The 24,073-nt window shown below is 69.4% G+C and carries 26 protein-coding genes and 1 tRNA gene; 15 read left to right on the forward strand and 12 right to left on the reverse strand.

Features of this window, described 5'->3' with window-relative positions; genetic code table 11:
* Positions 1–40: 40 nt before the first annotated feature.
* Positions 41–1,303 (forward strand): arsenic transporter, encoded by a 1,263-nt coding sequence (locus ACUDCK_RS20495; protein ID WP_175166575.1) that lies wholly within the window; start codon positions 41–43, stop codon positions 1,301–1,303.
* 99 nt (positions 1,304–1,402) lie between these two features.
* On the opposite strand, the gene ACUDCK_RS20500 is transcribed toward ACUDCK_RS20495, so the two are convergent.
* The gene (locus tag ACUDCK_RS20500; protein ID WP_144654616.1) at positions 1,403–1,948 is read right to left on the reverse strand and encodes a thioredoxin family protein; all 546 of its coding nucleotides are present in this window, start codon (positions 1,946–1,948) and stop codon (positions 1,403–1,405) included.
* A gap of 31 nt (positions 1,949–1,979) precedes the next feature.
* Positions 1,980–2,672 carry a cytochrome c biogenesis CcdA family protein gene (locus ACUDCK_RS20505; protein ID WP_054417701.1) on the reverse strand — a complete coding sequence of 231 codons (693 nt, stop codon included), beginning with the start codon at positions 2,670–2,672 and terminating at the stop codon, positions 1,980–1,982.
* A gap of 182 nt (positions 2,673–2,854) precedes the next feature.
* Here ACUDCK_RS20505 and ACUDCK_RS20510 point away from each other — a divergent pair, with 182 nt between their 5' ends.
* The 3 genes from ACUDCK_RS20510 to ACUDCK_RS20520 are packed head-to-tail and all read left to right on the forward strand — an operon-like array spanning position 2,855 to position 5,088.
* Complete coding sequence (locus ACUDCK_RS20510; protein ID WP_155755589.1) at positions 2,855–3,016, forward strand: hypothetical protein; 162 nt, start codon at positions 2,855–2,857, stop codon at positions 3,014–3,016.
* 8 nt (positions 3,017–3,024) lie between these two features.
* Positions 3,025–3,762 (forward strand): response regulator, encoded by a 738-nt coding sequence (locus ACUDCK_RS20515; RefSeq protein ID WP_054417700.1) that lies wholly within the window; start codon positions 3,025–3,027, stop codon positions 3,760–3,762.
* Complete coding sequence (locus ACUDCK_RS20520) at positions 3,763–5,088, forward strand: ATP-binding protein (RefSeq protein WP_144654614.1); 1,326 nt, start codon at positions 3,763–3,765, stop codon at positions 5,086–5,088.
* Positions 5,089–5,205: 117 nt separating this feature from the next.
* On the opposite strand, the gene ACUDCK_RS20525 is transcribed toward ACUDCK_RS20520, so the two are convergent.
* Both ACUDCK_RS20525 and ACUDCK_RS20530 read right to left on the reverse strand, forming a co-directional pair.
* Positions 5,206–5,631, reverse strand: a complete 426-nt coding sequence (locus tag ACUDCK_RS20525) for an organic hydroperoxide resistance protein (protein ID WP_049072817.1) — start codon at positions 5,629–5,631, stop codon at positions 5,206–5,208.
* Positions 5,632–5,757: 126 nt separating this feature from the next.
* Positions 5,758–6,711, reverse strand: a complete 954-nt coding sequence (locus ACUDCK_RS20530; RefSeq protein ID WP_049072816.1) for a LysR family transcriptional regulator — start codon at positions 6,709–6,711, stop codon at positions 5,758–5,760.
* A 270-nt stretch (positions 6,712–6,981) separates the two neighbouring features.
* On the opposite strand from ACUDCK_RS20530, the gene ACUDCK_RS20535 reads away from it, so the two are divergent.
* The 7 genes from ACUDCK_RS20535 (at position 6,982) to ACUDCK_RS20565 (ending at position 15,488) form a co-directional block, all read left to right on the forward strand.
* Positions 6,982–7,956 (forward strand): ABC transporter permease, encoded by a 975-nt coding sequence (locus tag ACUDCK_RS20535; protein WP_054503184.1) that lies wholly within the window; start codon positions 6,982–6,984, stop codon positions 7,954–7,956.
* The gene (locus ACUDCK_RS20540) at positions 7,953–8,858 is read left to right on the forward strand and encodes an ABC transporter permease (RefSeq protein WP_054503185.1); all 906 of its coding nucleotides are present in this window, start codon (positions 7,953–7,955) and stop codon (positions 8,856–8,858) included. The genes ACUDCK_RS20535 and ACUDCK_RS20540 overlap by 4 nt, the downstream gene beginning before the upstream one ends.
* Positions 8,859–8,866: 8 nt before the next feature.
* On the forward strand, positions 8,867–9,850 hold the full coding sequence (locus ACUDCK_RS20545) for an ABC transporter ATP-binding protein (protein WP_175166574.1): 984 nt from the start codon (positions 8,867–8,869) through the stop codon (positions 9,848–9,850).
* Complete coding sequence (locus tag ACUDCK_RS20550; protein ID WP_116791960.1) at positions 9,847–10,875, forward strand: ABC transporter ATP-binding protein; 1,029 nt, start codon at positions 9,847–9,849, stop codon at positions 10,873–10,875. Before ACUDCK_RS20545 ends, ACUDCK_RS20550 begins: the two co-directional genes overlap by 4 nt.
* Positions 10,872–12,467, forward strand: coding sequence for an ABC transporter substrate-binding protein (locus ACUDCK_RS20555; protein ID WP_175166573.1), 1,596 nt, complete (start codon positions 10,872–10,874; stop codon positions 12,465–12,467). The genes ACUDCK_RS20550 and ACUDCK_RS20555 overlap by 4 nt, the downstream gene beginning before the upstream one ends.
* Positions 12,464–14,362, forward strand: a complete 1,899-nt coding sequence (locus ACUDCK_RS20560) for a CocE/NonD family hydrolase (RefSeq protein ID WP_175166572.1) — start codon at positions 12,464–12,466, stop codon at positions 14,360–14,362. Before ACUDCK_RS20555 ends, ACUDCK_RS20560 begins: the two co-directional genes overlap by 4 nt.
* Before the next feature lie 109 nt (positions 14,363–14,471).
* Positions 14,472–15,488, forward strand: coding sequence for a porin (locus ACUDCK_RS20565; protein WP_064527285.1), 1,017 nt, complete (start codon positions 14,472–14,474; stop codon positions 15,486–15,488).
* A 3-nt stretch (positions 15,489–15,491) separates the two neighbouring features.
* Here ACUDCK_RS20565 and ACUDCK_RS20570 read toward each other — a convergent pair whose 3' ends face one another.
* Both ACUDCK_RS20570 and ACUDCK_RS20575 read right to left on the reverse strand, forming a co-directional pair.
* Positions 15,492–16,019 (reverse strand): DedA family protein, encoded by a 528-nt coding sequence (locus ACUDCK_RS20570; protein ID WP_064527280.1) that lies wholly within the window; start codon positions 16,017–16,019, stop codon positions 15,492–15,494.
* Positions 16,020–16,069: 50 nt separating this feature from the next.
* Positions 16,070–17,455: an aminotransferase-like domain-containing protein gene (locus ACUDCK_RS20575; RefSeq protein WP_144654609.1), complete on the reverse strand. Its 1,386-nt coding sequence runs from the start codon at positions 17,453–17,455 to the stop codon at positions 16,070–16,072.
* A gap of 278 nt (positions 17,456–17,733) precedes the next feature.
* On the opposite strand from ACUDCK_RS20575, the gene ACUDCK_RS20580 reads away from it, so the two are divergent.
* Positions 17,734–18,684: a glycosyltransferase family 9 protein gene (locus ACUDCK_RS20580; RefSeq protein WP_175166571.1), complete on the forward strand. Its 951-nt coding sequence runs from the start codon at positions 17,734–17,736 to the stop codon at positions 18,682–18,684.
* A gap of 32 nt (positions 18,685–18,716) precedes the next feature.
* A complete protein-coding gene (locus ACUDCK_RS20585) occupies positions 18,717–19,838 on the forward strand; it encodes a glycosyltransferase family 4 protein (protein WP_175166570.1) in 1,122 nt (373 codons plus the stop codon).
* A gap of 21 nt (positions 19,839–19,859) precedes the next feature.
* On the opposite strand, the gene ACUDCK_RS20590 is transcribed toward ACUDCK_RS20585, so the two are convergent.
* The 4 genes from ACUDCK_RS20590 to ACUDCK_RS20605 all read right to left on the reverse strand — a co-directional run bounded on the left by ACUDCK_RS20590 (position 19,860) and on the right by ACUDCK_RS20605 (position 22,494).
* Complete coding sequence (locus ACUDCK_RS20590; protein ID WP_054503193.1) at positions 19,860–20,183, reverse strand: four-helix bundle copper-binding protein; 324 nt, start codon at positions 20,181–20,183, stop codon at positions 19,860–19,862.
* A gap of 128 nt (positions 20,184–20,311) precedes the next feature.
* Positions 20,312–20,899 carry a GrpB family protein gene (locus ACUDCK_RS20595; protein ID WP_054503194.1) on the reverse strand — a complete coding sequence of 196 codons (588 nt, stop codon included), beginning with the start codon at positions 20,897–20,899 and terminating at the stop codon, positions 20,312–20,314.
* 43 nt (positions 20,900–20,942) lie between these two features.
* On the reverse strand, positions 20,943–21,869 hold the full coding sequence (locus ACUDCK_RS20600; RefSeq protein WP_244976800.1) for an alpha/beta hydrolase family protein: 927 nt from the start codon (positions 21,867–21,869) through the stop codon (positions 20,943–20,945).
* A 259-nt stretch (positions 21,870–22,128) separates the two neighbouring features.
* On the reverse strand, positions 22,129–22,494 hold the full coding sequence (locus ACUDCK_RS20605) for a ligand-binding protein SH3 (protein WP_175166568.1): 366 nt from the start codon (positions 22,492–22,494) through the stop codon (positions 22,129–22,131).
* A 92-nt stretch (positions 22,495–22,586) separates the two neighbouring features.
* Here ACUDCK_RS20605 and ACUDCK_RS20610 point away from each other — a divergent pair, with 92 nt between their 5' ends.
* Together ACUDCK_RS20610 and ACUDCK_RS20615 are read left to right on the forward strand one after the other, a co-directional pair.
* On the forward strand, positions 22,587–22,769 hold the full coding sequence (locus ACUDCK_RS20610; RefSeq protein ID WP_175166567.1) for a type II toxin-antitoxin system HicA family toxin: 183 nt from the start codon (positions 22,587–22,589) through the stop codon (positions 22,767–22,769).
* 20 nt (positions 22,770–22,789) lie between these two features.
* Positions 22,790–23,185, forward strand: a complete 396-nt coding sequence (locus ACUDCK_RS20615; protein ID WP_121449954.1) for a type II toxin-antitoxin system HicB family antitoxin — start codon at positions 22,790–22,792, stop codon at positions 23,183–23,185.
* A 111-nt stretch (positions 23,186–23,296) separates the two neighbouring features.
* On the opposite strand, the gene ACUDCK_RS20620 is transcribed toward ACUDCK_RS20615, so the two are convergent.
* Positions 23,297–23,373, reverse strand: a tRNA-Arg gene (locus ACUDCK_RS20620).
* Positions 23,374–23,482: 109 nt separating this feature from the next.
* A complete protein-coding gene (locus ACUDCK_RS20625; protein WP_049072794.1) occupies positions 23,483–24,067 on the reverse strand; it encodes a helix-turn-helix domain-containing protein in 585 nt (194 codons plus the stop codon).
* Between the last annotated feature and the right edge of the window lie 6 nt (positions 24,068–24,073).

Genomic DNA, 24,073 nt, shown 5'->3' on the forward strand with positions numbered 1-24,073 from the left:
CGATAATGCTTCCCGCCCTGGATTCTCGCCGTCGCCGCCCATGTCCTTTCCCGCACCCTCCCTCGCCCTCTGGGGCATTTCCGCCCTGGCGATCGTCGGCATCCTGCTGCGCCCCTGGAAGCTGCCCGAATACGTCTGGGCCGGCGGCGCCGCGCTGCTGCTGACGGCGACCGGGCTGATCCCGTGGCAGGCGGCGCTGGGCGCGGTCGGCAAGGGGCTGGACGTGTACCTGTTCCTGATCGGCATGATGGTGCTGGCTGAGCTGGCGCGCCAGCAGGGGCTGTTCGACTGGCTGGCGATGGTGGCGGCGCGCCATGCGCGCGGGTCGGCGCGGCGGCTGTTCGACCTGGTGTTCCTGGTGGGTATCCTGGTCACCGTCTTCCTGTCGAACGACGCCACCGCCGTGGTGCTGACACCGGCGGTGTACGCCGCGGCGCGGGCCGCCGGCGCGCGGCCGCTGCCCTATTTGTTCATCTGCGCATTCATCGCCAACGCCGCCAGCTTCGTGCTGCCGATCTCCAACCCCGCCAACCTGGTGGTGTACGGCAGCCAGATGCCGCCGCTGCTGGACTGGCTGCAACGCTTCACGCTGCCGTCGCTGGCGGCCATCGGCCTGACCTATCTGGCCCTGCGCTTCAGCCAGCGCGAGGCGCTGCGCCAGCCGCTGCGCACCGACATCGTGCCGCAACCGCTGGCCGCGGACGCGCGCCTGACCGGCATCGGCATCCTGCTGACGGCGGCGGTGCTGATGCTGGCCTCGGCGCTGCACGCCGACCTGGGCCTGCCGACCTTCATCGCCGGGCTGGCCACCGCCGGCCTGATCCACCTGAAGCAGCGGCTCAGCCCGCTGCCGGTGCTGCGCCACGTGGCCTGGGGCGTGCTGCCGATGGTGGCCGGCCTGTTCGTGCTGGTCGAGGGCCTGGCGCTCAGTGGCGCCATTGACGCGCTGGCGCGGGCACTGCTGCGGCTGGCAGGCGACTCGGCCGGCGGCGCGCTGTGGGGCGCGGGCATCGTGGCGGCATTGGCCAGCAATGTCATCAACAACCTGCCGGCCGGCCTGATCGCCGGCTCGGTCGGCCAGATCGCCGACCTGCCGGCACAGACCGCCGGCGCGCTGCTGATCGGCGTGGACCTGGGCCCCAACCTGTCGATCACCGGCTCGCTGGCGACGCTGCTGTGGCTGATCGCCGTGCGGCGCGAGGGCCAGCACGTCGGCGCGCTGCGCTTTCTCAAGCTGGGCGCGTGGGTGATGCCGCCGGCGCTGCTGGGCGCGCTGCTGATGCTGGCGCTGGCCGGCGGCTGACAGCCCGCGGCCGCGTCACGCGCCGCTCCCGCGTGCCGTCGCACGCCCACTGGCGTGCCCAGCGGCGGTCCGTCGCGATGGCGGCGCCGTGCGCAGGGCTCAAGACTGGGGCTGCGCCAGCAGCCGCTGGATCTCGGCCTCGGTTTCGGCATAGCGCCCCTCGCCGAAGTGGCGGTAGACGATGTTGCCGCCCTTGTCGATCAGGTAGAACGCGGGCCAGTACTGGTTGCGGTAGGCGTCCCAGGTCTTGTACTGGTTGTCCTGCGCCACCGGATATTCGATGCCGAAGCGCTTGATGGCGTCCGCCACGTTACGGGTGGTGCGCTCGAACGGGAATTCCGGCGTGTGCACGCCGACCACGACCAGGCCCTGGTCCTTGTACTTCTGGTTCCACTGCTTCACGTACGGCAGGGTGTTGATGCAATTGATGCAGGTGTAGGTCCAGAAATCCACCAGCACGACCTTGCCGCGCAGGCCGGCCAGGGTCAGCGGCTCGCTGTTGAGCCAGGTCTGGATGCCGGTGAATTCCGGCGCGGGGGCCGGCGCGGGCGCGGCGGCGTGCGCGGCGGCGCCGAGCAGCAGACCGGCCAGGGCCAGTTTGGCGGAGATGAGGGCCCGGCGGGCCGGCAGGCGGATGGATGGCATGGTGCGCTCCTTCAGGTTGCGGATAAACGGCTCAGGAAAACAGGCGGCTGATCCAGGCATAGGCCAGCACGTCGTATTGGAAATGGATGGCGACGGCCGAAGCCACCAGCAGCACGCCGAAGGCGCGCTGCAGGCGCACGGCGTGGCGGGCGATGGCGCCGACCCGGCGCGCGGCGAAGCCGCCGCCGTAGGCGATGGCCAGCATCGGGATGCCCGCGCCCAGCCCGTAGACGAGCAGCAGCAGGCTGGAATGGGCCAGGTTGTCGGCGCGCGCGGCCAGGATCAGGATCGAGGCCAGCACCGGGCCGGCGCAGGGGGTCCAGACGGCGCCCAGCGACATGCCCAGCAGGAAGCCGCCGGCATTGCCCGAACCGCCTTTGTCGCCCAGGCCGATCACCCCTTGCAGCGGACCGCTCAAGCGCGCCGCGAGCCAGTCGTAGGGCCGCGGCCAGATGCGCGCCAGGCCGAACAGCGCCAGCGCCGCCACCGACACCGAACGCACCGCCTCGTGGGCCGACTCGACCGCGCCCGACAACAGGCTGAGCGCGATGCCCAGCCCGGAAAACGCCGCCACGAAGCCCAGCACAATGAACAGGGGACGCAGCCGGCCGCCGCGCTCGACCGCGCTGCCCAGCAGGATGGGCAGCAGCGGCAGCACGCAGGGCGAGGCCACCGTCAGCATGCCGGCGGCCAGGGCAAGGGGGGTGTCGATGAAGGTGGTCATGGCGCGGCGGTCCGTTTGTGTCTCGATGACCGCATTGGACGCGCGCCGGGTATCCGTCCTGTGCCCGGAAAGCGGGTTTTTACCCGGCTTTTGTATCGTGTCCGGCCCCGCATACACTACGACACACTTGGCGGCGCGGGCGGCGCTATAACCTGCCGGACACCCGTTGCCGGAGCCCGCGCATGAACACCGTTCCCCTTCCCCGCCCCCGCCTTTCCTGGCGGCGCCTGCTGGCCGTGCTGGCGCTGCTGGCCGGCGGGCTGGGCGCCGAAGCCGTCCAGCCCGGCCCCTGCCAGTTGATCGTCAACAGCCAGGCGCGCCGCCGCACGCCGCCCGCTGAGTAGAATGCGCCATGGACAATCCAGACCACATCCTGATCGTCGACGACGACCGCGAGATCCGCGAACTGGCCGGCAACTTCCTCAAGAAGAACGGCCTGAACGTCACCCTGGCCGCCGACGGCCGGCAGATGCGCACGCTGCTCGAAACGCTGACCGTCGACCTGATCGTGCTGGACATCATGATGCCCGGCGACGACGGCCTGGTGCTGTGCCGCGAACTGCGCGCCGGCAAGCACCGCCGCACCCCGATCCTGCTGCTGACCGCGCGCGACGAGGACATGGACCGCGTGCTGGGACTGGAGATGGGCGCCGACGACTACCTGGTCAAGCCGTTCGTGGCGCGCGAACTGCTGGCGCGGATCAAGGCGATCCTGCGCCGCACCCGCATGCTGCCGCCCAACTTCCAGGTCACCGAACCGGGCCGCGCCGTGCGGTTCGGCGCCTGGACGCTGGACACCACCGCGCGCCACCTGGTCGACGCCGAAGGCACCATCGTGTCGCTCAGCGGCGCCGAGTACCGGCTGCTGCGGGTGTTCCTGGACCACCCGCAGCGGGTGCTGAACCGCGACCAGTTGCTCAACCTGACGCAGGGCCGCGACGCCGATTTCTTCGGCCGCTCGATCGACCTGCTGGTCAGCCGGCTGCGCCAGCGGCTGCGCGAGGACGCGCGCGAGCCGATGTACATCAAGACCGTGCGCAGCGAAGGCTATGTGTTCGCCGCGCAGGTCGACGTGTCCGAGGCGACGTAGATGGCCACGCTGGTTCCGGCGCTGCGCCGCTGGCCGCGCACCCTGGCGAGCCGGCTGTTCCTGATCTTCCTGGTGGGCCTGGTGCTGGCGCACGGGCTGTCGTTCGGGCTGCAGTTCTACGAACGCTATCAGTCCGCCAAGAGCGTCATGCTCGACAACCTGGAGCGCGACGTGGTGGTGGCGCTGGCGATCCTGAACCGCCTGCCGGCCGACGAACGCGCGGCCTGGCTGCCGCGCCTGAGCGGCAACAACCGTCAATACCTGCTCGGCCCCGGCGACATCGACCGCCCGCTGCAGACGCCCGCCGCCGAGGCGGTGCGCGACTCGATCCAGGCGGCGCTGGGCAACGCCTACCCGCTGGCGTTCGGCACCGTCGGCGACGATCCCAAGCACATCCAGGCGCGCGCCACGCTGGCCGATGGCCAGCCGGTCACGCTCGACATCCACATGACCGTGATGCCGCTGGCGATGTGGCTGCCGGTGGTGCTGCTGGCGCAACTGGCGCTGCTGATCCTGTGCGCCTGGCTGGCGGTGCGGCTGGCGATCCGCCCGCTGACGCGGTTGGCCGGCGCGGCCGACGCGATGAGCCCCGACCGCCGCAGCCCGCGCCTGGCCGAGGACGGGCCGGCCGAAGTGGCGCAGGCCTCGGCCGCCTTCAACGCCATGCAGGACCGCATCGCCGCGCACCTGGCCGAGCGCATGCAGATCCTGGGCGCGATTTCGCACGACCTGCAGACGCCGATCACGCGCATGAAGCTGCGCTCGGAATTCATGGACGATTCGGCCGACCGCGACAAGCTGGCGCATGACCTGCAAGAGGTCGAACAATTGGTGCGCGACGGCCTGGCCTACGCGCGCAGCGCCGGCGCGGCCACCGAGCCGCCGGCGCGAATCGACCTGGACGCGTTCCTGGACAGCCTGGTGTGCGACTACACCGACATCGGCAAGCCGGTGACGCTGCAAGGACACTGCCCCGGCCCCTGGCAGACACGCCCGCGCGCGCTGCGGCGCATCCTCGGCAACCTGATCGACAACGCGCTGAAATTCGGCGGCGCCGCCGAGGTCGAGGTCGGCGCGGCCGACGATGGCCGCGGCGTGTCGATCCGCGTACTGGACCGCGGTCCCGGCATTCCCGAACAGGAATTGCAGGCGGTGCTGCAGCCGTTCTACCGGCTGGAAGGCTCGCGCAACCGCGACAGCGGCGGCACCGGCCTGGGGCTGGCGATCGCGCGGCAACTGGCCGATGTGATCGACGGCGAACTGCGCCTGCGCAACCGCGAGGGCGGCGGGCTGGAGGCGCAAGTGCTGTTGCGGCCCGGCGCCTGAGCCTGCGCGCCGGACGGCGCATCGACGCGCCCTGCTCCCGCCCGCCCCGGTTCCCGGCTGCACGAAAAACGCCCCGCGATGTGTCATCGCGGGGCGTGGCGCTTGGCGTTGGGGGATTCAGACGATCGCCAGTTCCACGTCGATGTTGCCCCGGATCGCCCCCGAGTAGGGGCAGGTCTGGTGCGCGGTGTCGACCAGTTGGCGCCGCTGTTCGTCCGACAGTCCCGGCAGCGAAATGTTCAGCCTGACCGCCAGCGCGTAGCGCGCGCCGCCGTCGGTCTTGCCCAGCGAGACCTCGGCATCGACCGCCACGTCGCGCGGCACGGCGATGCCGAGCTTGGCGCCGGCCAGTTGCATGGCGCCGATGAAGCAGGCGGAATAGCCGATGCCGAACAGTTGCTCGGGGTTGGTGCCGGGCCGGCCCGAGCCCGGCGGGCTGAGCGGCAGCAACAGCGCGCCGTCGTCGCTGCGGCCGGCGCCGTCGCGGCCCCCGGTGGTGTGGGTGTGGGCGGTGTACAGCACGGTTTCCAGCGCTTGGGACATGATGGCTCCTGGTATCGGAATTGAGGAACCCGCATTGCACCAAGGCGCTGTATCCCGCCTGTGTCGCAAGACCGCCGCTTTTGCGTCGTACTGTATCCCGCGTCCGAGCCGGCGGCGGCGCGCGCCTCAGGCCGGCGCGGCAGGCGCGGCGGCGTCGTCCGGCGCCAGCAGCGTGAACGCGTCCGGTCCCGCCCGCCGCGCCATCGCGTCGAGGATGCGCTGGACCAGTTCGGGCACCAGCGGGTGCGGCGGCTGGCCGGCCAGCGTGGCCATGCCCACGCAGTAGTCGATGCGCGGCCGGAACGGCCGGCAGGCGATGCCCATGTCCAGGCACAGGCGCGCGAACAGGCCGTTGACGATCGACACGCCGATGCCCTGCGCGGCCAGGCGGCAGGCCATTTCCACCGAATGCACCTCGGCCTTGATCTGCGGCATCATGCGGCCCTGGCGGAAGGCCTGGTCGATCTGCAGGCGCAGCGATCGCTGCCGGCCCAGCAGCACCAGGTCGACGCCGATCAGGTCGGCCGGGCCGATCTCGTCCAGCGCCTCCAACGGATGGCCGGGCGGCATGATGCAGACCGCCTCGGTCGCCAGCCGCCGCATCATGGACAGGCCCGAATTCATGGGCGGCGAACGCACCAGCGCCAGGTCGGCCTCGCGGCCCAGCACCGCCACTTCGCTGGTTTCGTAGGTGCCCACCAGCACTTCCAGCGCGACGTCGGGGTGATCGGCCAGGAACGACTCGACCACGGCGGGCATGACCGACTGCGCCACCGTGCTGGGCAACTGCACGCGGATCAGCGTGCGACGCTGTCCGCCCAGCCGCAACTGGTTGACGTGGCGCTGCAGCGACTCGGCGTCCGAGATCATGTTCTGCACGTCGGGCAGCAGCGATTCGGCCTCGGCGGTGGGATGCAGGCGGCCCTTGCGGCGCACGAACAGCGGCACGCCCAGGTCGGTCTCGAACTGGCTCAGCAGGCGGCTGACGGCCGGCTGCGACGAGCCCAGCCGCTGCGCGGCCTCGATGGTCGAGCCGGTGGTCATGAAGGCGAGGAAAGCCTCTAGCTGCTTGAAGTTCATCCTGTCCCGCGGGGTTCTCGATGCCGGCCCCGCGCGGCGAATCGACGCGCAGGGCCTAGGGTTAACACCAAATTTCTCGTCATTCACATAGCCGTATGCCGCCTTCGCATACGGTTGCCAGCCTGGCGCGATGGATCGAACATTCCGCCCATCCGGATTCTCGCCATTCACGAATCCGCAATCAATACGCGATATCGCCGATATTGTCCGGCAAGGAGCCCCACCAATGCGCGCCGTTCCGTTTCCCGCTTCCTGTCGCCGCGAGGCGCCATGACCGCGTTCATTATCCGCCGGCTGTGCCAGAGCCTGGTGATCCTGGCGCTGACCTCGCTGATCGTGTTCGCCGGCGTCTACGCCATCGGCGACCCGATCGAGATCCTGGTGCCGGCCGACGCCACGCAGGCCGAGATCGCGCAGGCGGTGCAGTCGCTGGGCCTGGACCTGCCGCTGTACCAGCAGTACCTGAAGTTTGTCGGCAACGCACTGCACGGCGACCTGGGCAACTCGTTCGTCTTCAACCAGCCCGCCATCCAGTTGATCCTGCAACGCCTGCCGGCCACGCTGGAACTGGCCTGCGTGGCGCTGCTGCTGGCCCTGGCCATCGGCCTGCCGCTCGGCCTGGTGGCCGGCCTGAAGCCGGATTCGGCGCTGGACCGCGGCATCATGACTGGCTCGATCCTGGGTTTCAGCCTGCCCAACTTCTGGCAGGGCATCATGCTGGTGCTGATCTTCTCGGTGACGCTGGGCTGGCTGCCGTCCACCGGCCGCGGTCCCACCGGCGAGATCCTCGGCATCCACACCAGCCTGGCGTCGTGGGACGGCATCCGCCACCTGATCCTGCCGGCGCTGAACCTGGCGCTGTTCAAGATCGCGCTGATCGTGCGCCTGACCCGCAGCGGCGTGCGTGAGACGATGCCGCTGGACTACGTGAAATTCGCCCGCGCCAAGGGTCTGCGCGAATCGCGCGTGATCTATATGCACGTGCTCAAGAACATCATGATCCCGATCGTCACCGTGGTCGGCATGGAGTTCGGCTCGCTGATCGCGTTCGCCACCGTCACCGAAACCATCTTCGCCTGGCCCGGCGTGGGCAAGCTCATCATCGACAGCATCATGAAGCTGGACCGCCCGGTGGTGGTCGCCTACCTGTTGATCGTGGTCACCATGTTCATCGTGCTCAACCTGATGGTGGACATCATCTATTCCGTGCTGGATCCCCGTGTCCGCGTGGGAGCCTCCGAATGACATTGCTTCCCAACAAATGGCTGCCCGGCCGCGACACCACCCTGGGCCAGGCGCTGCACGGCGTGCTGGACAGCCGCCCCGCGACGATCGCCGCGATCGTCTTCCTGCTGCTGGTGCTGGCCGCGCTGCTGGCGCCGTGGATCGCGCCGCAGAACCCGTATGACCTGGCCGCCATCACCATCCTGGACGGCCGCATGCCGCCGGGCAGCCAGGGCGTCTATGGCGACATCTACTGGGCCGGCACCGACGCCCAGGGCCGCGACATGCTGTCAGCCATGATGTATGGCCTGCGCACCAGCCTTTCCGTGGGCGTGCTGAGCGGCCTGTTCGCCATGGCCGTGGGCACGGTGCTGGGCCTGACGGCGGCGTACTTCGGCGGCCGCATCGATGCGCTGATCATGCGCCTGGTGGACCTGATGCTGGGCTTTCCCACCATCCTGGTGGCGCTGATGATGCTGGCCATCCTGGGCCAGGGCGTGGACAAGGTGATCCTGGCGCTGGTGGTGGTGCAGTGGGCCTACTTCGCCCGCGCGGTGCGCGCCACCGCCGTGGTCGAGCGCCGCAAGGAATACATGGAGGCGGCCCTGTGCCTGGGGCTGAGCCACCGGCGCGCGCTGTTCAGCCAGCTACTGCCGAACTGCATCCCGCCGGTCATCGTCATCGCCATGATCCAGACCGCCAACGCCATCGCCGCCGAGGCCACGCTCAGCTTCCTGGGCATCGGCCTGCCGGTCACCGAGCCGTCGCTGGGCCTGCTGATCGCCAACGGCTACCAGCAGATGCTGGCCGGCCTGTACTGGATCAGCGTGTTCCCCGGCGTGCTGCTGCTGACCGTGGTTTTCACCATGAACATCGTCGGCGACCGCGTCCGCGAGGCGCTCAATCCGCGCCTGCAGAAATAGGAAGCGCCATGCAATCGGCAACCCCCACTCTTTCCGTGCGCAACCTGCGCACCTGGTTCCACACCCGCGCCGGCCTGGTGCGGGCGGTGGACGACGTCAGCTTCGACGTCCACCCGGGCGAGATCCTCGGCCTGGTGGGCGAGTCCGGCTCGGGCAAGTCCATCACCGGCTTTTCCATCCTCGGCCTGATCGACCCGCCAGGGCGCATCGACGGCGGCCAGATCCTGTTCAAGGGCACCGACCTGGCGACGCTGTCGCGCGAGGAACTGCGTCAGTTGCGCGGCAACCGCATCGCCATGGTGTTCCAGGACCCGATGATGACGCTGAACCCGGTGTTCCGCATCGAGACCCAGATGGTCGAGACGGTGCTGAGCCACGAGCGCTGCAGCCGCAAGGCGGCCCGGGACCGGGCCCGCGACACGCTGGCGGCGGTCGGCATTCCGTCACCGGCCGAGCGCCTGAAGGCCTACCCGCACCAACTGTCGGGCGGCATGCGTCAGCGCGTGGCGATCGCCATCGCCATGCTGCACAAGCCCGACCTGATCATCGCCGACGAACCGACCACCGCGCTGGATGTCACCATCCAGGCGCAGATCCTGGCCGAAATGCAGAAGCTGTGCGCCGAGACCGGCACCGCCATGGTGTGGGTCAGCCACGACCTGGCGGTGGTGGCGGGCCTGGCCGACCGCGTCTGTGTGATGTACGCCGGCCGCGTGGTCGAGTCCGGCAGCACCGACGACATTCTCGACCGTCCACGCCACCCGTACACCATCGGCCTGATCGGCTCGGTGCCGAGCAATGAGCACACCGGCGACCGCCTGTACCAGATCCCCGGCATGGCGCCGTCGCCGCTGGCGCTGCCGGCCGGCTGCGCCTTCAACCCGCGCTGCGCCCACGCCACCGAGCGCTGCCGCGCCGAGCAACCGCCGCTGGAGACCACGGGCGTCCGTGGCCTGCGCTGCTTCCATCCCCAGACTGGAGTGTTTTCGTGAGCCCGACGATCCTGATGCAGGCCAACCAGGTGTCGCGCCTGTTCGTGAAGCGGCCCGACTACGCCGAACGCCTGGCCGGCCTGCTGGGCGCCAGGGTGGCCTCGCACACCGTGCACGCGGTCGACCGCGTCGACCTGACCATCCACCAGGGCGAAGTGGTCGGCCTGGTGGGCGAATCCGGCTGCGGCAAGTCGACGCTGGGCCGGGTGCTGGCGGGCATCCTGCCGGCCACCTCGGGCAGCATCCAGACGCCCGCCGGCGAGCTGTCCACCCTGACCGGCCGCGCCGCGCACGCACAGCGCATGGCCACGCAGATGATCTTCCAGGACCCGATGTCCTCGCTCAATCCGCGCAAGCGGGTGCGCGACATCATCGGCGAGGCGCCGCTGGCCAACGGCATCATCGCGCGCCGCGACTACGACGACTACGTGGCGCAGGTGATGCGGCGCGTGGGGCTGGACCCCGACTACCGCAACCGCTTTCCGCACCAGTTCTCGGGCGGACAGCGCCAACGCGTGGGCATCGGCCGGGCCTTGGCGGTCAAGCCGGGCTTCCTGATCTGCGACGAGTCGATCGCGGCGCTGGACGTGTCGATCCAGGCGCAGATCCTGAACCTCTTCATGGACCTGCGTCAGGATCTGGGCCTGACCTATCTCTTCATCAGCCACGACCTGGGCGTGGTGCGGCGCATCAGCGACCGCACCGTCATCATGTACCTGGGCCGCGTGGTCGAATCCGGCCCCACCGCCGAGGTGTTCGCCGCGCCGCGCCACCCCTACACCCAGGCGCTGCTGGAGGAAGTGCCGCGGCTGTCGAACCGCAAGCGACGCTTCAACGCCATCAAGGGCGAGATCCCGTCGCCGCTGAACCCGCCGGCCGGCTGCCATTTCCATCCACGCTGCCCGCAGGCCATGGCGCGCTGCAAGACCGAGCAGCCCTTGCTGCGCGTCACGGCCGACGGCCACCAGGCCGCCTGTCACCTGCTCGATGGCGCCGCGCCCCTTCAAGGAACTCCCGCCGCATGAACCGCTTTTCCACTCCGATCCGCCGCGGCGTCGCCGCGCTGGCCCTGCTGGCGCTGCTGGCCGGCGCCGCGCCCGCCCTGGCGCGGCCGCTGCTGACCATCGGCCATTCCAGCGAGCCATCGTCGATGGACCCGCTGTTCTCGCGCACCGGCAACAACCAGGCCGCCGCCGAGAACATCTTCGAGCGGCTGGTGTCGACCGACGAGAACATGCAGATGCGGCCGGGCCTGGCCCTGTCGTGGCGGGTGGTTACGCCCGATACCTGGGAGATCAAGCTGCGGCCCCGCGTGCGCTTCCATGACGGCACGCCGTTCAGCGCCGACGACGTGGTCTTTTCACTGGCTCGCGCGCCCAAGGTGCCGAACAGCCCGGCGCCCTTCAGCGGCGCGGTGCGCTCGATCGCCGCGGTCGAGGTGGTCGATGCGCTGACGCTGCGCATCCGCACCAAGGAGCCCACGCCCGACTTCATGGAGCAGATCGGGCTGGTCTACATCCTGTCGCGCCACGCGGCGCAGGACAAGCGCTCGGAAGACTTCAACAGCGGCGTGGCGGCCATCGGCACCGGCCCCTACAAGTTCGTGCGCTGGCAGCCGGGCGACAGCCTGGAGCTGGCGCGCAACGACGACTACTGGGGCGCGCGGCCGGACTTCGAGCGCGTGGTGATCCGCTACATCGCCAACGACGCGGCGCGCATCTCGGCGCTGCTGTCGGGCACGGTCGACCTGATCGACAGCGTGCCGCCGACCGACGCCAAGACGCTCACGGACAAGGCCGGCTATACGCTCTATCGCTCGCCGTCGGCGCGCCTGATCTACCTGGCGCTGGACTCGGCGCGCGATGTCAGCCCGTTCGTCACCGACGCGCAGGGCAAGCCGATGACGGTGAACCCGCTCAAGGACGTGCGGGTGCGCCTGGCGATCTCAAAGATGTTCATGCGCGGCCCGATCACCGAGCGGCTGCTCAGCGGCGCCGGCGTGCCGGCCGGACAGATGGTCCCGGAGGGCCTGGGCGGCTACAGCCCCAACCTGCCGGCGCCCGCCTACGACCTGGCGGGCGCGCGCGCCCTGCTGGCCGAGGCCGGCTATCCGCACGGCTTCGGCCTGACCCTGCATTCATCGAACGACCGCTTCGCCGGCGACAGCGACCTGGCCCAGGCGCTGGCGCAGATGATGGCGCGCGCCGGCCTGCGCATCAACGGCGTGGTGACCCAGCCCTACAACGTCTACGCCGGCGCCAGCGGCAAGCAGCAGTACAGCGCCTTCATCTTCTCGTACGGCAACAGCACCGGCGATTCGTCCAATGGCCTGACCAACGTGCTGGCCACCTACGACAAGGCCGCCGGCACCGGCGCCTTCAACCGCGCGCGCTATTCCAATCCGGCCGTGGACCGCCTGCTGGCGCGGGCCGCGGTGGAGTTCGACCCGGCGCAGCGCGACGCCCTGCTGCGCCAGGCGGCGGAGACCGCCTTCAACGACGTCGGCATCGTGCCGCTGTATTTCCCGGTGGCCTTCTGGGCCGCGCGCGACGGCACCGTGATGCGCGCCAACAAGCTCGAACGCACCTCAATGCTGTACATACAGGAAGCAAAATGACCGCCCCCGAAGTTTCTCCCGCCGTGCTGCTGGCGGACCAGATGGTGCGCATGCGCGACGGCGTGCGCCTGGCCACCGACGTGCACCTGCCGCCCGGCTATCGCTCCGGCCAGGACGCGCCGCTGCCCGTGATCCTGGAGCGCACGCCCTACGGCAAGGCCGAGGTGTCGCGCTCGGAACAGATCGACGGCCGGCTCGGCGTGCCGCGACCCGAGGTGGCGCGCTATTTCACCGCGCGCGGCTTTGCCGTGGTGTTCCAGGACTGCCGCGGCCGCTACGGCTCGGAAGGCCACTTCACCAAGTACCTGTCGGAAGGCCCCGACGGCTTCGACACGCTGGCCTGGATCCTGCAGCAGCCGTGGTGCAACGGCCGCATCGGCACCATGGGCCTGTCGTATGCCGCGCACACGCAGATGGCGCTGGCCTGCCTGAACCCGCCGGGCCTGGCCTGCATGGTGCTGGACTCGGGCGGGTTTTCCAACGGCTACCAGTGCGGCATCCGCCAGTCGGGCGCGTTCGAGCTGAAGCAGGCCACCTGGGCCTACAAGCAGGCCAAGCTGAGCCCGGCCGCGCAGCAGGACCCGCTGGTGCTGGCCGCGCTCGAGGCCGAGGACATCCGCCAGTGGTTCATGCGCATGCCGTGGCGTCCCGGCCATTCGCCGCTGGCCAGCGTGCCCGAATACGAGGACTACCTGTTCGAGCAATGGCGCGCCGACACCTTCGACGAATCCTGGCGGCAACTGGGCATCTACGCCCAGGGCTACTACGACGCGATTCCCGACATCCCGGTGGCGCTGATGTCCAGTTGGTACGACGCCTACGTGCGCACCACCCTGGAGAACTACGCCGGCCTGACGCAGGGCCGGCGGTCGCCGGTGCGGCTCATCATGGGCCCGTGGCTGCATGGCGACCGCAACACCACCCACAGCGGCGACGCCGAATTCGGTCCGCGCGCGGCCTTCGACGGCAACTTGGCGCGGCACTGGCTGGGCTTCCGGCTGGCGTGGTTCCAGCGCTGGCTGCAGGACGCGCCGGCGGGCGCCGCGCCGGACCCGGTCGCGCGCCTGTTCCTGATGGGCGGCGGCAGCGGCGCGCGCGACGCGCAGGGCCGCTTCGACCACGGCGGCGCCTGGATCCAGGCCGACGCCTGGCCGGTGCCGCAGGCCCGCGCCACCGCCTTCTACCTGCACGCCGACGGCCGCCTGGACCAACGCGCGCCGACGGGCGAGGCGGACCGGCTGCGCTACCAGTACGACCCGCGCAATCCAGTGCCGACGATCGGCGGCGCGCTGACCTCGGGCCAGCCGGTGTTCGAGGGCGGCGGCTTCGACCAGCGCGAGGACGCGCGCTTCTTCGGCGTGCGCCAGCCCGGCCTGCCGCTGGCCGCGCGCGACGACGTGCTGGTGTTCCAGACCGAGCCGCTGCCAGAGGACCTGGCGGTGGCCGGGCCGGTGACGGTACGGCTGCACATTTCGTCAGACTGCCCCGACACCGACTTCACCGCCAAGCTGATCGACGTCTACCCGCCCAGCGCCGACTACCCGCAGGGCTATGCGCTGAACTTGACCGACGGCATCTTCCGCTGCCGCTTCCACGAGACCTGGGACGAGGCGCGGCCGCTGGCGCCGGGCAAGGTCTACGAGATCACCATCGAGCCGTTCGCCACCTGCAACCTGTTCCAGCGCGGGCACCGCATCCGCCTGGACATCTCCAGCAGCAACTTTCCGAAGTACGACGTCAACCCGAACAGCGGCGAATCGGCCGCCGACGCCCGCGAAAAGCGCATTGCGCTGAACACAGTGCATCTGTCGGCCGCCCATCCGTCGAGCGTCACGCTGTGCGTGGCCGCGCCACGGGACCTGACGCCGCTGCCCGCGCACGGGGCCGTGACATGACCCGCTAGCGCCCGCGCCGACACCTCCGCTTGCTTCATCCTTTGCCGCCGGCGAGCCGGCGGCAGGGGCTTCTTTTGTCCAACGCCATACCAATCGAGGGGATCACACCATGAAAAGAATCATCCGCCACCGCAGCACCCTGGGCGCCGCCCTGGCCCTGAGCTGCCTGAATCCGGCGCAGGCGGCCGAGACCAGCAGCGTGACGCTGTACGGGATCGTCGACCTGGGCACCACCTATGAACGCAAGGATGGCCAGTCCAGCCTGCGGCAAAAGAGCGGCAACCAGTCGGGCTCGCGCTGGGGCCTGCGTGGCTCGGAGGACCTGGGCAACGGCTACAAGGCCGTGTTCCGCCTGGAAAGCGGCTTCAACGCCAACAACGGCACGCAGGCGCAGGGCCGCCTGTTCGGCCGCTGGGCCTACGTCGGCCTGGCCGGCGGCTTCGGCGAAGTGCGGCTGGGACGGCAGTGGGTCTATGGCTTCGAGTGGGCTGGCGTCGGCTCGCCGTTCGGCACCGGCTGGGGCCAGTCGTCCAACAACGCGAGCCTGGGCTACAACGACGGCGACTTCGGCGCCGGCGGCCGCGTCAACAACGCCGTGTTCTACGCCACGCCGCGCCTGGGCGGCTGGCAGGCGGGCCTGGGCTACAGCTTCGAGGCCCACGACGGCGAGGCCTTCGCCACCAACGCCCATGACCGCGTGCTGACCGCCGGCCTGCGCTACAACGGCGGTCCGGTGGCGGCGGCGCTAACGTACGAACGGCTCAATCCGAATTCGCAACTGCCGAACAAGAAGACGGCGGGCAACCTGCAGTTGGCGGCCTCGTACGATTTCGACTGGATCAAACTGCACGGCACCTACGGCAACCTGCGCAACGCCAACACCGGCCCGTCGGCGGGCTATGGCCGGGTCAATTCGTACATCGCGGGCGTGACGGTGCCGACGAGCAAGGCCGGTTCGGTGATGGCCTCGTACCAGCGCGGCACCGGCTCGGACATTACCGGCTGGGCCCTGGGCTATCAGTACGACCTGTCCAGGCGCACCAACCTGTATGCCTACGTCAATCGCCTGGATATCCGCGAGTCGCACACGCTGCAAAGCTCGGTCGGCATCCGGCATCAGTTCTGACCGCTACAGGAACGTGCGCGTGCCCCACCACCCGGGCAGCAGTAGCGCCGCCGCCCACAGGAATGCCGAGGCCCAATTGGCGACCTGGAACGCGGCGGCGCGCATGCCGCAGATGCCGGCGATCATCGGCACGGTGGCGCGCAGGGGGCCAAAGAAGCGGCACAGCACGATGCTCAGCACGCCCCACTTCTGGATGAACCGCGCGCTGCGATGCAGCAGTTCGGGACGTTTGCGCAGCGGCTTCGATTGCGTCAGGCTCGGCCCGAACCATACGCCGCAGGCATACTGCACCCAGTCGCCCAGCGCCGCGCCCACCGCGATCGCCAGCCATACCGGCACGAAGCCGCTATCGCCCAGCCCCAGGATGGCGCCGATCGACAGCAGCAGCGCGGTCCCGGGAATCACCAGCGCCACCAGCGGCAGCGACTTCAGGAACGCGAACGCGAAGCCCAGCGGCGCCAGCCAGTCGGCGTGGGTCCGGGCGAAATCGACCAGGGTCTCCTGCAGGGAATGGAACGTCTCGAACAGCATGCGGCGTCAGCACCAGACAGGCATCAGGTCCATAGTATGCGGCCCGCGCCTCAGACGACGAGGTCGCGCGGGTCGCGCGGCCGCCGCAGCACCAGGCCGGCCAGCCGCTCCAGCGCCAGCCCCAATGCCCCGCGCTCGGGAATGCTGCCGAGCGAAATACGGATGGCATTGGGCGTGCCGGGGCCCTGGTGGAAGGCTTCCGACGAGGTCACGCTCAAGCCCTCGTCGCGCGCCACCCGCTCCAGGTCGGCCGCGGTCCAACGATCGGGCAGCGGCTGCCACAGGTGGATGCCGGCCGCCGCGGCCGGAAAGGGCCCCGGCAACAGCCGGCGCGCCAGCCGCTGGCGCGCAAGGGACTCGGCGCGCACGCCGTCCAGGATCTGCTGCGCGGCGCCGCTGGTGATCCACTGCGTGGTCAACGCGCCCATCAGCGGCGCGGCCATCACCGCGAAGGACCGCATTGCCGCCAGCACGTTGCGGCGGCTGTCCTGGTCGGGACTCAGCACGAACGCGGTGCGCAGCCCCGGCGTCAGCGTCTTGGCCAGCGTGGCGATGTAGAACACCGAGGCCGGCGCCAGGCTGGCCAGCGCCGGCGGCGCGCCGTCCAGGAACAGCGAATAGGGATCGTCCTCGATGATGCGGGCGCCGCAGGCCACGGCCGCGCGCACCAGGTCGCGGCGGCGCGCCGCGCTCATGGTGTGGGCGGTGGGGTTCTGCAACGTGGGATTCAGGTAGACCAGCCGGCCGCCCTCGCGGCAGGCGCGCTTCAGCCCGGCGGGGGTCATGCCGTCGGCATCGGTCTCGGCCACCAACACGCGGCGGCCCAGTTGCCGCGCGGCGGTCAGGAGGCCCGGGTACACCAGCGGCTCGGCGACGATGCCGTCGCCCGGCTGGCTGTAGGCCAGCATCACCGCGGCCAGCGCGGCCTGCGCGCCGGGACACACCAGCACGCGGTCCGGATCGACCCGCTCGACCGACTGCGACAGCCATTGCGCCCCGGCCTCGCGCTCGGCGGGACCGCCGCCGGCCTGGTGATAGGTCATCATCACCCCCACGTCGTGGCGTTCCATGGCCTTGGCCAGGCCACGCCGCAGCAGGTCCTGCAGGTCGCAGTCGAGCGGCAGCGGCGGCATGTTCATGCCCAGATCCAGCATCTGCAAGAGCGGCTGCTCGGCCGGTCGCGCGATGAACGTGCCGAGCGGCCCGCGCGCCTCGAGCAGGCCGCGCTGCCCCGCCTCGGCGTAGGCGCGCGTCACGGTCGTCAGGTCCACCCCCAGGTGCCGCGCCAGGCCCCGCTGCGGCGGCAGGCGGTCGCCCGGCTGCATGCGGTTGGCGGCCACCGAGGTCTCGATGAAATCGGCGATCTGGCGGTAGCGGGGGCCGGCGCCGCGGACGAATTTCAGCGGCCAGGATGCATACATGTCGTCGTTATGCATTGGTTCTATTGCGCCAAAATGCCGCAACATATGGGGATACAAGGGCCAGACAGTATGGCGACAAACTCCGCTTGCGTCCATACATCGGGAAGCTTGTACGGCCTTTCCTGACCGTCGGGCAGAAGATGGGGTGGATCCGGCCGGCGGCACAGATATGTATTTCTATGAAGCCGCCCCCGTTAAATTTTCACATTCCTTAAATGTATCGAAGAAGGTTTGGCCGCCCGCTCCTTTAGATTGCGTAGCCATCACACATGGCTACCGAGGAGAGGCAAAGCGTGTCGGACATCGTCGTCTACGTCAGAAGCCAGCCCCAGTTGGGCGACCAGATCGTCGCCTTCGCGACGCTCTACCAGCTCAAGGCCTGGTGGCCCGCGCGGCAGGTCAAGGTCGTCGCGCGCGACGACGTCGGCCACATCTACCGCGGCCTGCCATGGGTCGATGAATTCGTGCGCGCCCGCAGCCTGCTGGATTACGCCCGCAGCCTGACCGCGCGGACCCAGGTGTCGGTCAGCCTGCACCACAGCAGCGAACGCTTCGGCCTCATCAACCTGCTGCGGCTGCCCGCCATCCGACTGGGCTTTCGCAATGCCCGCTTCAGCGACCTGGTGTGGACCCATTGCCATCGCAAGGACGAGGCCGAGTACATCGGCCTGGCCAACCTGCGCCTGCTGGCATCGTACCGTCCGCTGAACGCCGAGGAGGCGGCTCGCCGCTGCTTCACCGAACTGGCCCGCGCGCACCGGCACACCCCGCTCGGCGCGGACGTGGTGTTCATTCCCGGCGGCGGATCGGGTCCCTTCAAGCGCTGGAGCCTGGCGCACTACCTGCGGCTGGCCGACCGGCTCAAGCCGCTGCTGGGCGCCGACACCCGCTACACCTTCGTGCTGGGCCAGCAGGAAGCGCGCGAGCGCGCCGAGCTGGACGCCCTGCGGCGCGCCGACATCGAGGTGGCCTATTGCCGTCCGCTGTCCGAGCTGAGCGCGATCATGTTGCGCGCGCGCCTGGTGGTGGCCAACGACTGCGGCCCGTCGCACGTGGCGCAGGCTACCGGCGTGCCTTACGTCGGCATCTTCAACCACAGCAATCCCGAATGGTTCTGGCGCCGCCGCGGCGCCACCGACGTCGTGCCGCAGCATCCGCGCGACGGCATCAATTCGATCACGCCGGACCAGGTCGCTCACGCCTGTGCTCGCGTGCTGTCGCACGCGCCCGCGGCCCGCGCCTGACGCGCGGCCGTCCTTACCCATCAGGTCACACCATGCGGATCCTGCATACTCTCGGCGAAAAAAGCCTGGGCGGACTCGAGTTCCGCACCCTCGACCAGGCCTGCTGGCTGGCGCGCCACGGCCACGACACGGCCATCGCCGCCCCCGCCGGCAGCGCCATCAACCTGGCGGCGCGGCAGCGCGGCATCGCCACCGTCGACATCAACTTCGACGCGCCCTATTCGCCGATCACCGTGCTGCGGCTGCGGCGCGCCGTGCGGCGCCTGCACATCGACGTCATCGACAGCCACAGCCGCGCCGACGGCAAGACCGGCGCGTTGTGCCGCGATCTGTGCGCGGTGGTGCGCACACGCCATTTCGCCAAGCCCATGCGCAGCAGCGCACGTCGTCGCCTGGAATGGAAACTGGGCTGCGACCACGTGATCGCCACCAGCGCGGCCGGCCGCGACGCGCTGCTGGACGCCCGGCTGGCGCCGGCCGGCCGCATCAGCGTGGTGGGCGAGTGGGCCGGCGACGAATTCTTCCGCGCCACCGACAAGCAGGGCGTGCGCCGCCAGGTGCGGCGCGAGCTGGCAATGGGCCCGCACGATTACGTGGTCTCGACAATCGGCATGCTGCGCCCCGAGAAACGCCAGGCCGACCTGCTGCGCGTGGTGCTGCGGCTGCGCCGCAACGCCGTGCCGGCCACCGCGCTGGTGGTGGGCACGGCCACCGCCGACACCCAGGCGTACGCGAACGAACTGCGCATCCTGGCCGCGCGGCTCGGCATCGCCGAGCACGTGGTGTTCGCCGGCCACCGTGCAGACGTGCCAGACCTGATCCATGCCTCTGACGTGGTGCTGGTGCCTTCCGCCACCGAAGCCTGGTCGCGGGTGGTGCCGGAATCGTTCGCGGTGCGCTGCCCGGTGGTGGCCAGCAATGTCGGCGGCCTGCCCGAGATCGTACGGCCCGGCGACACCGGCTGGCTGGCCGAGCCGGGCGACATCGCCGGCTTCGCCGACCGCATCATGCAGATCCGCGCCGACCCCGCCGCCACCGCCGCCGCCGTCGCCCATGCGCGCGGCTACGCCGAATCGCACTTCCGCCTGGCCAGCCAGATGCAGCGCACGCTGGAGGCTTATGCGCGCGCCATGGCGCGCAGCCCGGGCGGCTGAGCCGCGCGCCTGCCGGGCGCCTTAGCCTCTCATGCTTTCGCAGGCCTGGGCACACGCGCGGCAAGTGTCGGCGCAGGCCCGCATCCCGTCGATGGCGTCACAACTGGCCGCACAGTCCCGGCATACGGCGGCGCAGACCTTACACACCTGCGCATGATTTTCCGCGCCCAACAGCATCATGTGCGCCGATGTGCGGCACATTTCCGCGCAGGCCATCATGCTACGGAAATGGCCCGGCGCGATGTGTTGTCCTCCCGCCTCCAGGCAGTGCCCCATCGCCTCTTCCAGGCAGGTTCGGTAACAGTTCAGGCAGGCGTCGATGCATTCTTTCATGGCGTCATCCATGGCGTTTCTCCTGGTATCGCATCAATGAACGACACAAGGTCAGCAACCGCCATTCCCGCCTGCGCATCTGGCTCATCCCTGCCGCTACGGCCTGGCCGCAGCCGCGTCCGCCCCCTTGGCGCGGCGCGCTAGATGAAGCCGGCCGCCCGGAACATGCGTTCGTAGATCTCGCGGATGACCGCCTGCTTGCGCAGGTTGTAGTCGGCCACCCGGTCCACGCCCCGCGCCGCGGCGTGCTTGGCCTGGGCATAGCGGTCACGGTCCTCGTCATGCGCGCGCAGCCAGTCGCGGAACATGCGATGGCGGATGTTCTCGGGGCAGTCCGGGGCGAACACATGCAGGTTGACGCGCGGCGCCGCCAATTGCAGGCAGCGATGCTGGTGCCAGGACGGCTCGCGGATCGTCAGCACGTAGCCCAGCGCCTCCAGCGCCGGCACGTACGCGGCCTCGTCGGCGGGGTCGGCCACCGCCACGTCGATATCCACCACCGGCTTGGCCGGCAACCCCGGCACCGCCGTCGAGCCCACATGATCGATGCGCAGCGCCGCCGGCCCCAGCGCCGCCGAGATCTCCGCGGCAAGGCGCGCATAGCGCGCGGGCCAGTCCGGGTCGTACGGCGCCACGGTCACCGCCTCCGGCGCCGGCTTGCCGCGCACCCATGGATCCTCGTCCGGATCCGAGTCGTAGTGCCGCATGATGTCTTCAGGCGTGGGCATTGCGAGTCCTTGAATAACGAACCGCTATTGTAGGAAGCCCGCGTCAGCGCGCGGGCAGGCCGTCCAGCCACGCCGCCATGTCATCGGCCACTTCGCCCATGCGGCTGACGCCGTCCGCGTCGCGCAGACCATGGTCCAGCCGCGGATAGGCACGATAGGCGATATGGCGCTGCCCCGCGCGCCGCAGCTCCTCGACCATGCGTTCGACCGCCCCCGGCGACACCGAGGCGTCCCGTCCGCCCTGCACGATCAGCAACGGCGTGCGCACGCGCGCGAGCACCGCCTGTTGATCCAGCGCCAGCGCCTGCCGCCACCACGCATGGCCGTGGCTGCTGGCGACCAGGTCAGACGACGGCGTCTCGCGCAGGAACGCGGCGAACTCCCGGAACCCCGCCGCCGAGTCCGCCTTGGCCTCGGCGGGCGTATCGGCGGCCTCGATGGTGTGCAGCACGTCGTCGAGGAACCAGCGCCCGCCGCCGTTGAAGGCGATGCTGGCGTCGACCGACCCGCCGCGCGCGGCCAGCAGGTTGGCCACCACCGCGCCTTCGCTGCCGCCCAGCGCCACCACGCGCCGGTACGCGCCATGGCGGCGCAGCAAAGCGATCACGGCCTCGTAGTCGCGCACGCGCTGGTCGAAGTCGTCATGCAGCAGGTACGCCCGCGGGCAATCGGCGCGGTTCTCGCCGTCGTCCTGCTGATACGGCAAAGCGGCATCGATGCCGTACTTGTCGACCGTCAACACATCGGCCGCCGGCAGCGCCCGCCACAACTGCTCGCGGATCGCGCGGTTGTGGCGCACGCTGTTGCAGTCGGATCCCTGCATCACCACCAGCAGGCTGTCGGCGGTGCGCGCCGGATCTCGCTGCTGCAGGTAATAGGCGATCGACGAGCCGTCGGCGCGTCCCAGCAGGCCGTGCTCGATCAGTTGGGCGTGGACGGGCAGGCAGGCGGCCAGGGCGGTTGCGATCACTGCCAGCAAACGGACCCAGGGGTTTCGAGCCACAAGACCGGCCGGCGGCGTCTTTCTAATTTGTGTATCAAGCGTCATGCCGCGAAGGATACGCCACGTCCAACTGTCCGAGTTCTTGCCCAAGGCTGCCGCGGCATGGGCACAGCCGTCATAGACTGCCTTCCTGCAAGCATGGATTTCCTTGCACGCGCCCACCGTATCCGAAACACCCAGCCTTTCTGATGCGAACCGCCCGATGACCGGCGGCCCGCCATCCACCCTAGGTGCACGAACGCACGTTCTGCAGCGGAACCCATCCGGCAGCCCCATCGGACTGTCTCGTCGCCCATACCCACCCGTTCTGTTGACGCCCGCCATACAGGATCTCGCCCGGAACCACGTCCAACTCCTTGTTGGTGAAATCCTCCCGCAGCGTCGCAGTGCCGTCCGCGTGCCGCTCCAGGATCTGCCCCGGCACGAAGCCCGGCTCCAGCCCGGGCGCGAAGCAAAGGTACCAGTCTGGCCAGCCCTCGGGGCCGTCATAGACCTCCCCGACCGACACGCGATCGCCCCTTTTCAGGAACAGCGGCTCGGGAAACTCGCTGATATGCGGTTCGATGACGAGGTAGGAATGTTCGATGTTCATGCAGGAATCCCCCGTAGCATTTTCATGGACCCGCAAGCATGGTGGCGCAGGAATGGTTGTGTATATTTGTGTATTGTAGGTAGGCACGCGGCATGAACAGCGCCGACCTCATCAAGCAATTGAAGGCCGATGGCTGGTACTTGGTGCATACCGTTGGATCGCACCATCAATTCAAGCATCCGGCCAAACCTGGCAAGGTCACCGTGCCGCATCCCAGGAAAGACCTGCCGCTGCAAACCCTGCGCAGCATCCTGAAGCAAGCCGGCCTGCGATAGACGGCCCATTGGAGATCTGAATGCTCTACCCGGTCCATGTACACAAGGATGAAGGCAGCGCCTACGGGGCGTCTTTCCCGGATTTTCCGGGCTGTTTCGCCGCCGCTGACGAATTGCAGGATTTGCCGCGCGCGGCCCAGGAAGCCGTGGAAGCGCATTTTCATGGCGATACCGAAGCCATCCCTGCGCCCTCCGCGCCGGAAATGTGGATGAGCCGCGAAGGCTTCCAGGGCGGCTACTGGATGATGGTCGACATCGACCTGTCAAAGGTCAACACCAAAGCCGTCAGACTGAACATCAGCCTGCCCGAGAACCTGGTCCACCGCATCGATCAGGCCGCCGAAGCCCGTCGCATGTCACGCTCCGCATTCCTGGCAATGGCCGCCGAACACGAGATGTCCGCGTCCGCGGCCTGAGGCCAGTCCTTCGCGTCGTCGGCAACTTTCCAACGCTGGCTTGATTGTTCTAGTAATTGCCAGGTCGGCAACCCACGCAACCGCATAAACGGCTGACTCCGTGGGTGATCCTGGCGCGGCAGGAGGGGCTCGAACCCCCGACCCCGGGCTTAGAAGGCCCGTGCTCTATCCAGCTGAGCTACTGCCGCGCGGTGTGTGACTGCCCGGAACCGGTCCGGGCGGCGCATTTTACCCTGTTGCGGACGGCCCGTGGCGCCGCCGGGCCGCGCGCTCCGGTTTATCAGTCGCGGGAACGGTTCATTCCTCGCCCAAATCGGCGTGGGTGGACACCCACAGCACCAGCGCGTCCTGCTTGCTCAGGCTGATCACCCTGTGGCCCATGCGGCTGTCGATATAGAAGCTTTCGCCCGCCTTCAGCCGGGCCGGTTCGTAGAACTCGGTGTACAGCTCGACCTCGCCCTCCAGCACGTAGACGAATTCTTCCCCGCCGTGGCGGCTCCAGTCCTGGAATTCATCGAAGGAGCGCGCCTTGACGCGGGTATGGAACGGCATCATGCGCTTGTGCGACAGCGCGGTACAGAGCAGGCGGTGGTCGTAATACGGGGTTTCGTACTGGCGCCCCTCGCCCTGACGGCTGAGGCTGCGGCGGCCGGTGCCCATGTGGGCGTCCGACGCGGTGAACAGTTCGGCCACGTCCAGCTCCAGGCCCGCGGCGATCTTGATCAGGTTGTCATAGGTGGGCGAGAGCAGGCCGTTCTCGATTTTCGAGAGCGTGGAGGTGGACACGCCGGTGGCCTGCGCCGCCTGCTTGAGCGTCCAATCGCGCGCCTGGCGCAGGGCTCGCAGCCGTTGTGCCAACACGCTCTGTTTGTTGCCTTGCATCTGTAC

Source organism: Achromobacter sp. CF-sbj1-Ac2-l (assembly GCF_052698165.1).

Bases quoted from the DNA above. Each gene is read 5' to 3' on its own strand.
- ACUDCK_RS20570 (WP_064527280.1), bottom strand. From the start codon at position 16,019: ATGCTGTTCGAGACGTTCCATTCCCTGCAGGAGACCCTGGTCGATTTC.
- ACUDCK_RS20585 (WP_175166570.1), top strand. From the start codon at position 18,717: ATGCGGATCCTGCATACTCTCGGCGAAAAAAGCCTGGGCGGACTCGAG.
- ACUDCK_RS20510 (WP_155755589.1), top strand. From the start codon at position 2,855: ATGAACACCGTTCCCCTTCCCCGCCCCCGCCTTTCCTGGCGGCGCCTG.
- ACUDCK_RS20515 (WP_054417700.1), top strand. From the start codon at position 3,025: ATGGACAATCCAGACCACATCCTGATCGTCGACGACGACCGCGAGATC.
- ACUDCK_RS20590 (WP_054503193.1), bottom strand. From the start codon at position 20,183: ATGGATGACGCCATGAAAGAATGCATCGACGCCTGCCTGAACTGTTAC.
- ACUDCK_RS20500 (WP_144654616.1), bottom strand. From the start codon at position 1,948: ATGCCATCCATCCGCCTGCCGGCCCGCCGGGCCCTCATCTCCGCCAAA.
- ACUDCK_RS20495 (WP_175166575.1), top strand. From the start codon at position 41: ATGTCCTTTCCCGCACCCTCCCTCGCCCTCTGGGGCATTTCCGCCCTG.
- ACUDCK_RS20625 (WP_049072794.1), bottom strand. From the start codon at position 24,067: ATGCAAGGCAACAAACAGAGCGTGTTGGCACAACGGCTGCGAGCCCTG.
- ACUDCK_RS20610 (WP_175166567.1), top strand. From the start codon at position 22,587: ATGAACAGCGCCGACCTCATCAAGCAATTGAAGGCCGATGGCTGGTAC.
- ACUDCK_RS20605 (WP_175166568.1), bottom strand. From the start codon at position 22,494: ATGAACATCGAACATTCCTACCTCGTCATCGAACCGCATATCAGCGAG.
- ACUDCK_RS20505 (WP_054417701.1), bottom strand. From the start codon at position 2,672: ATGACCACCTTCATCGACACCCCCCTTGCCCTGGCCGCCGGCATGCTG.
- ACUDCK_RS20525 (WP_049072817.1), bottom strand. From the start codon at position 5,631: ATGTCCCAAGCGCTGGAAACCGTGCTGTACACCGCCCACACCCACACC.
- ACUDCK_RS20535 (WP_054503184.1), top strand. From the start codon at position 6,982: ATGACCGCGTTCATTATCCGCCGGCTGTGCCAGAGCCTGGTGATCCTG.
- ACUDCK_RS20540 (WP_054503185.1), top strand. From the start codon at position 7,953: ATGACATTGCTTCCCAACAAATGGCTGCCCGGCCGCGACACCACCCTG.
- ACUDCK_RS20565 (WP_064527285.1), top strand. From the start codon at position 14,472: ATGAAAAGAATCATCCGCCACCGCAGCACCCTGGGCGCCGCCCTGGCC.
- ACUDCK_RS20595 (WP_054503194.1), bottom strand. From the start codon at position 20,899: ATGCCCACGCCTGAAGACATCATGCGGCACTACGACTCGGATCCGGAC.
- ACUDCK_RS20530 (WP_049072816.1), bottom strand. From the start codon at position 6,711: ATGAACTTCAAGCAGCTAGAGGCTTTCCTCGCCTTCATGACCACCGGC.
- ACUDCK_RS20520 (WP_144654614.1), top strand. From the start codon at position 3,763: ATGGCCACGCTGGTTCCGGCGCTGCGCCGCTGGCCGCGCACCCTGGCG.
- ACUDCK_RS20575 (WP_144654609.1), bottom strand. From the start codon at position 17,455: ATGCATAACGACGACATGTATGCATCCTGGCCGCTGAAATTCGTCCGC.
- ACUDCK_RS20615 (WP_121449954.1), top strand. From the start codon at position 22,790: ATGCTCTACCCGGTCCATGTACACAAGGATGAAGGCAGCGCCTACGGG.
- ACUDCK_RS20555 (WP_175166573.1), top strand. From the start codon at position 10,872: ATGAACCGCTTTTCCACTCCGATCCGCCGCGGCGTCGCCGCGCTGGCC.
- ACUDCK_RS20560 (WP_175166572.1), top strand. From the start codon at position 12,464: ATGACCGCCCCCGAAGTTTCTCCCGCCGTGCTGCTGGCGGACCAGATG.
- ACUDCK_RS20545 (WP_175166574.1), top strand. From the start codon at position 8,867: ATGCAATCGGCAACCCCCACTCTTTCCGTGCGCAACCTGCGCACCTGG.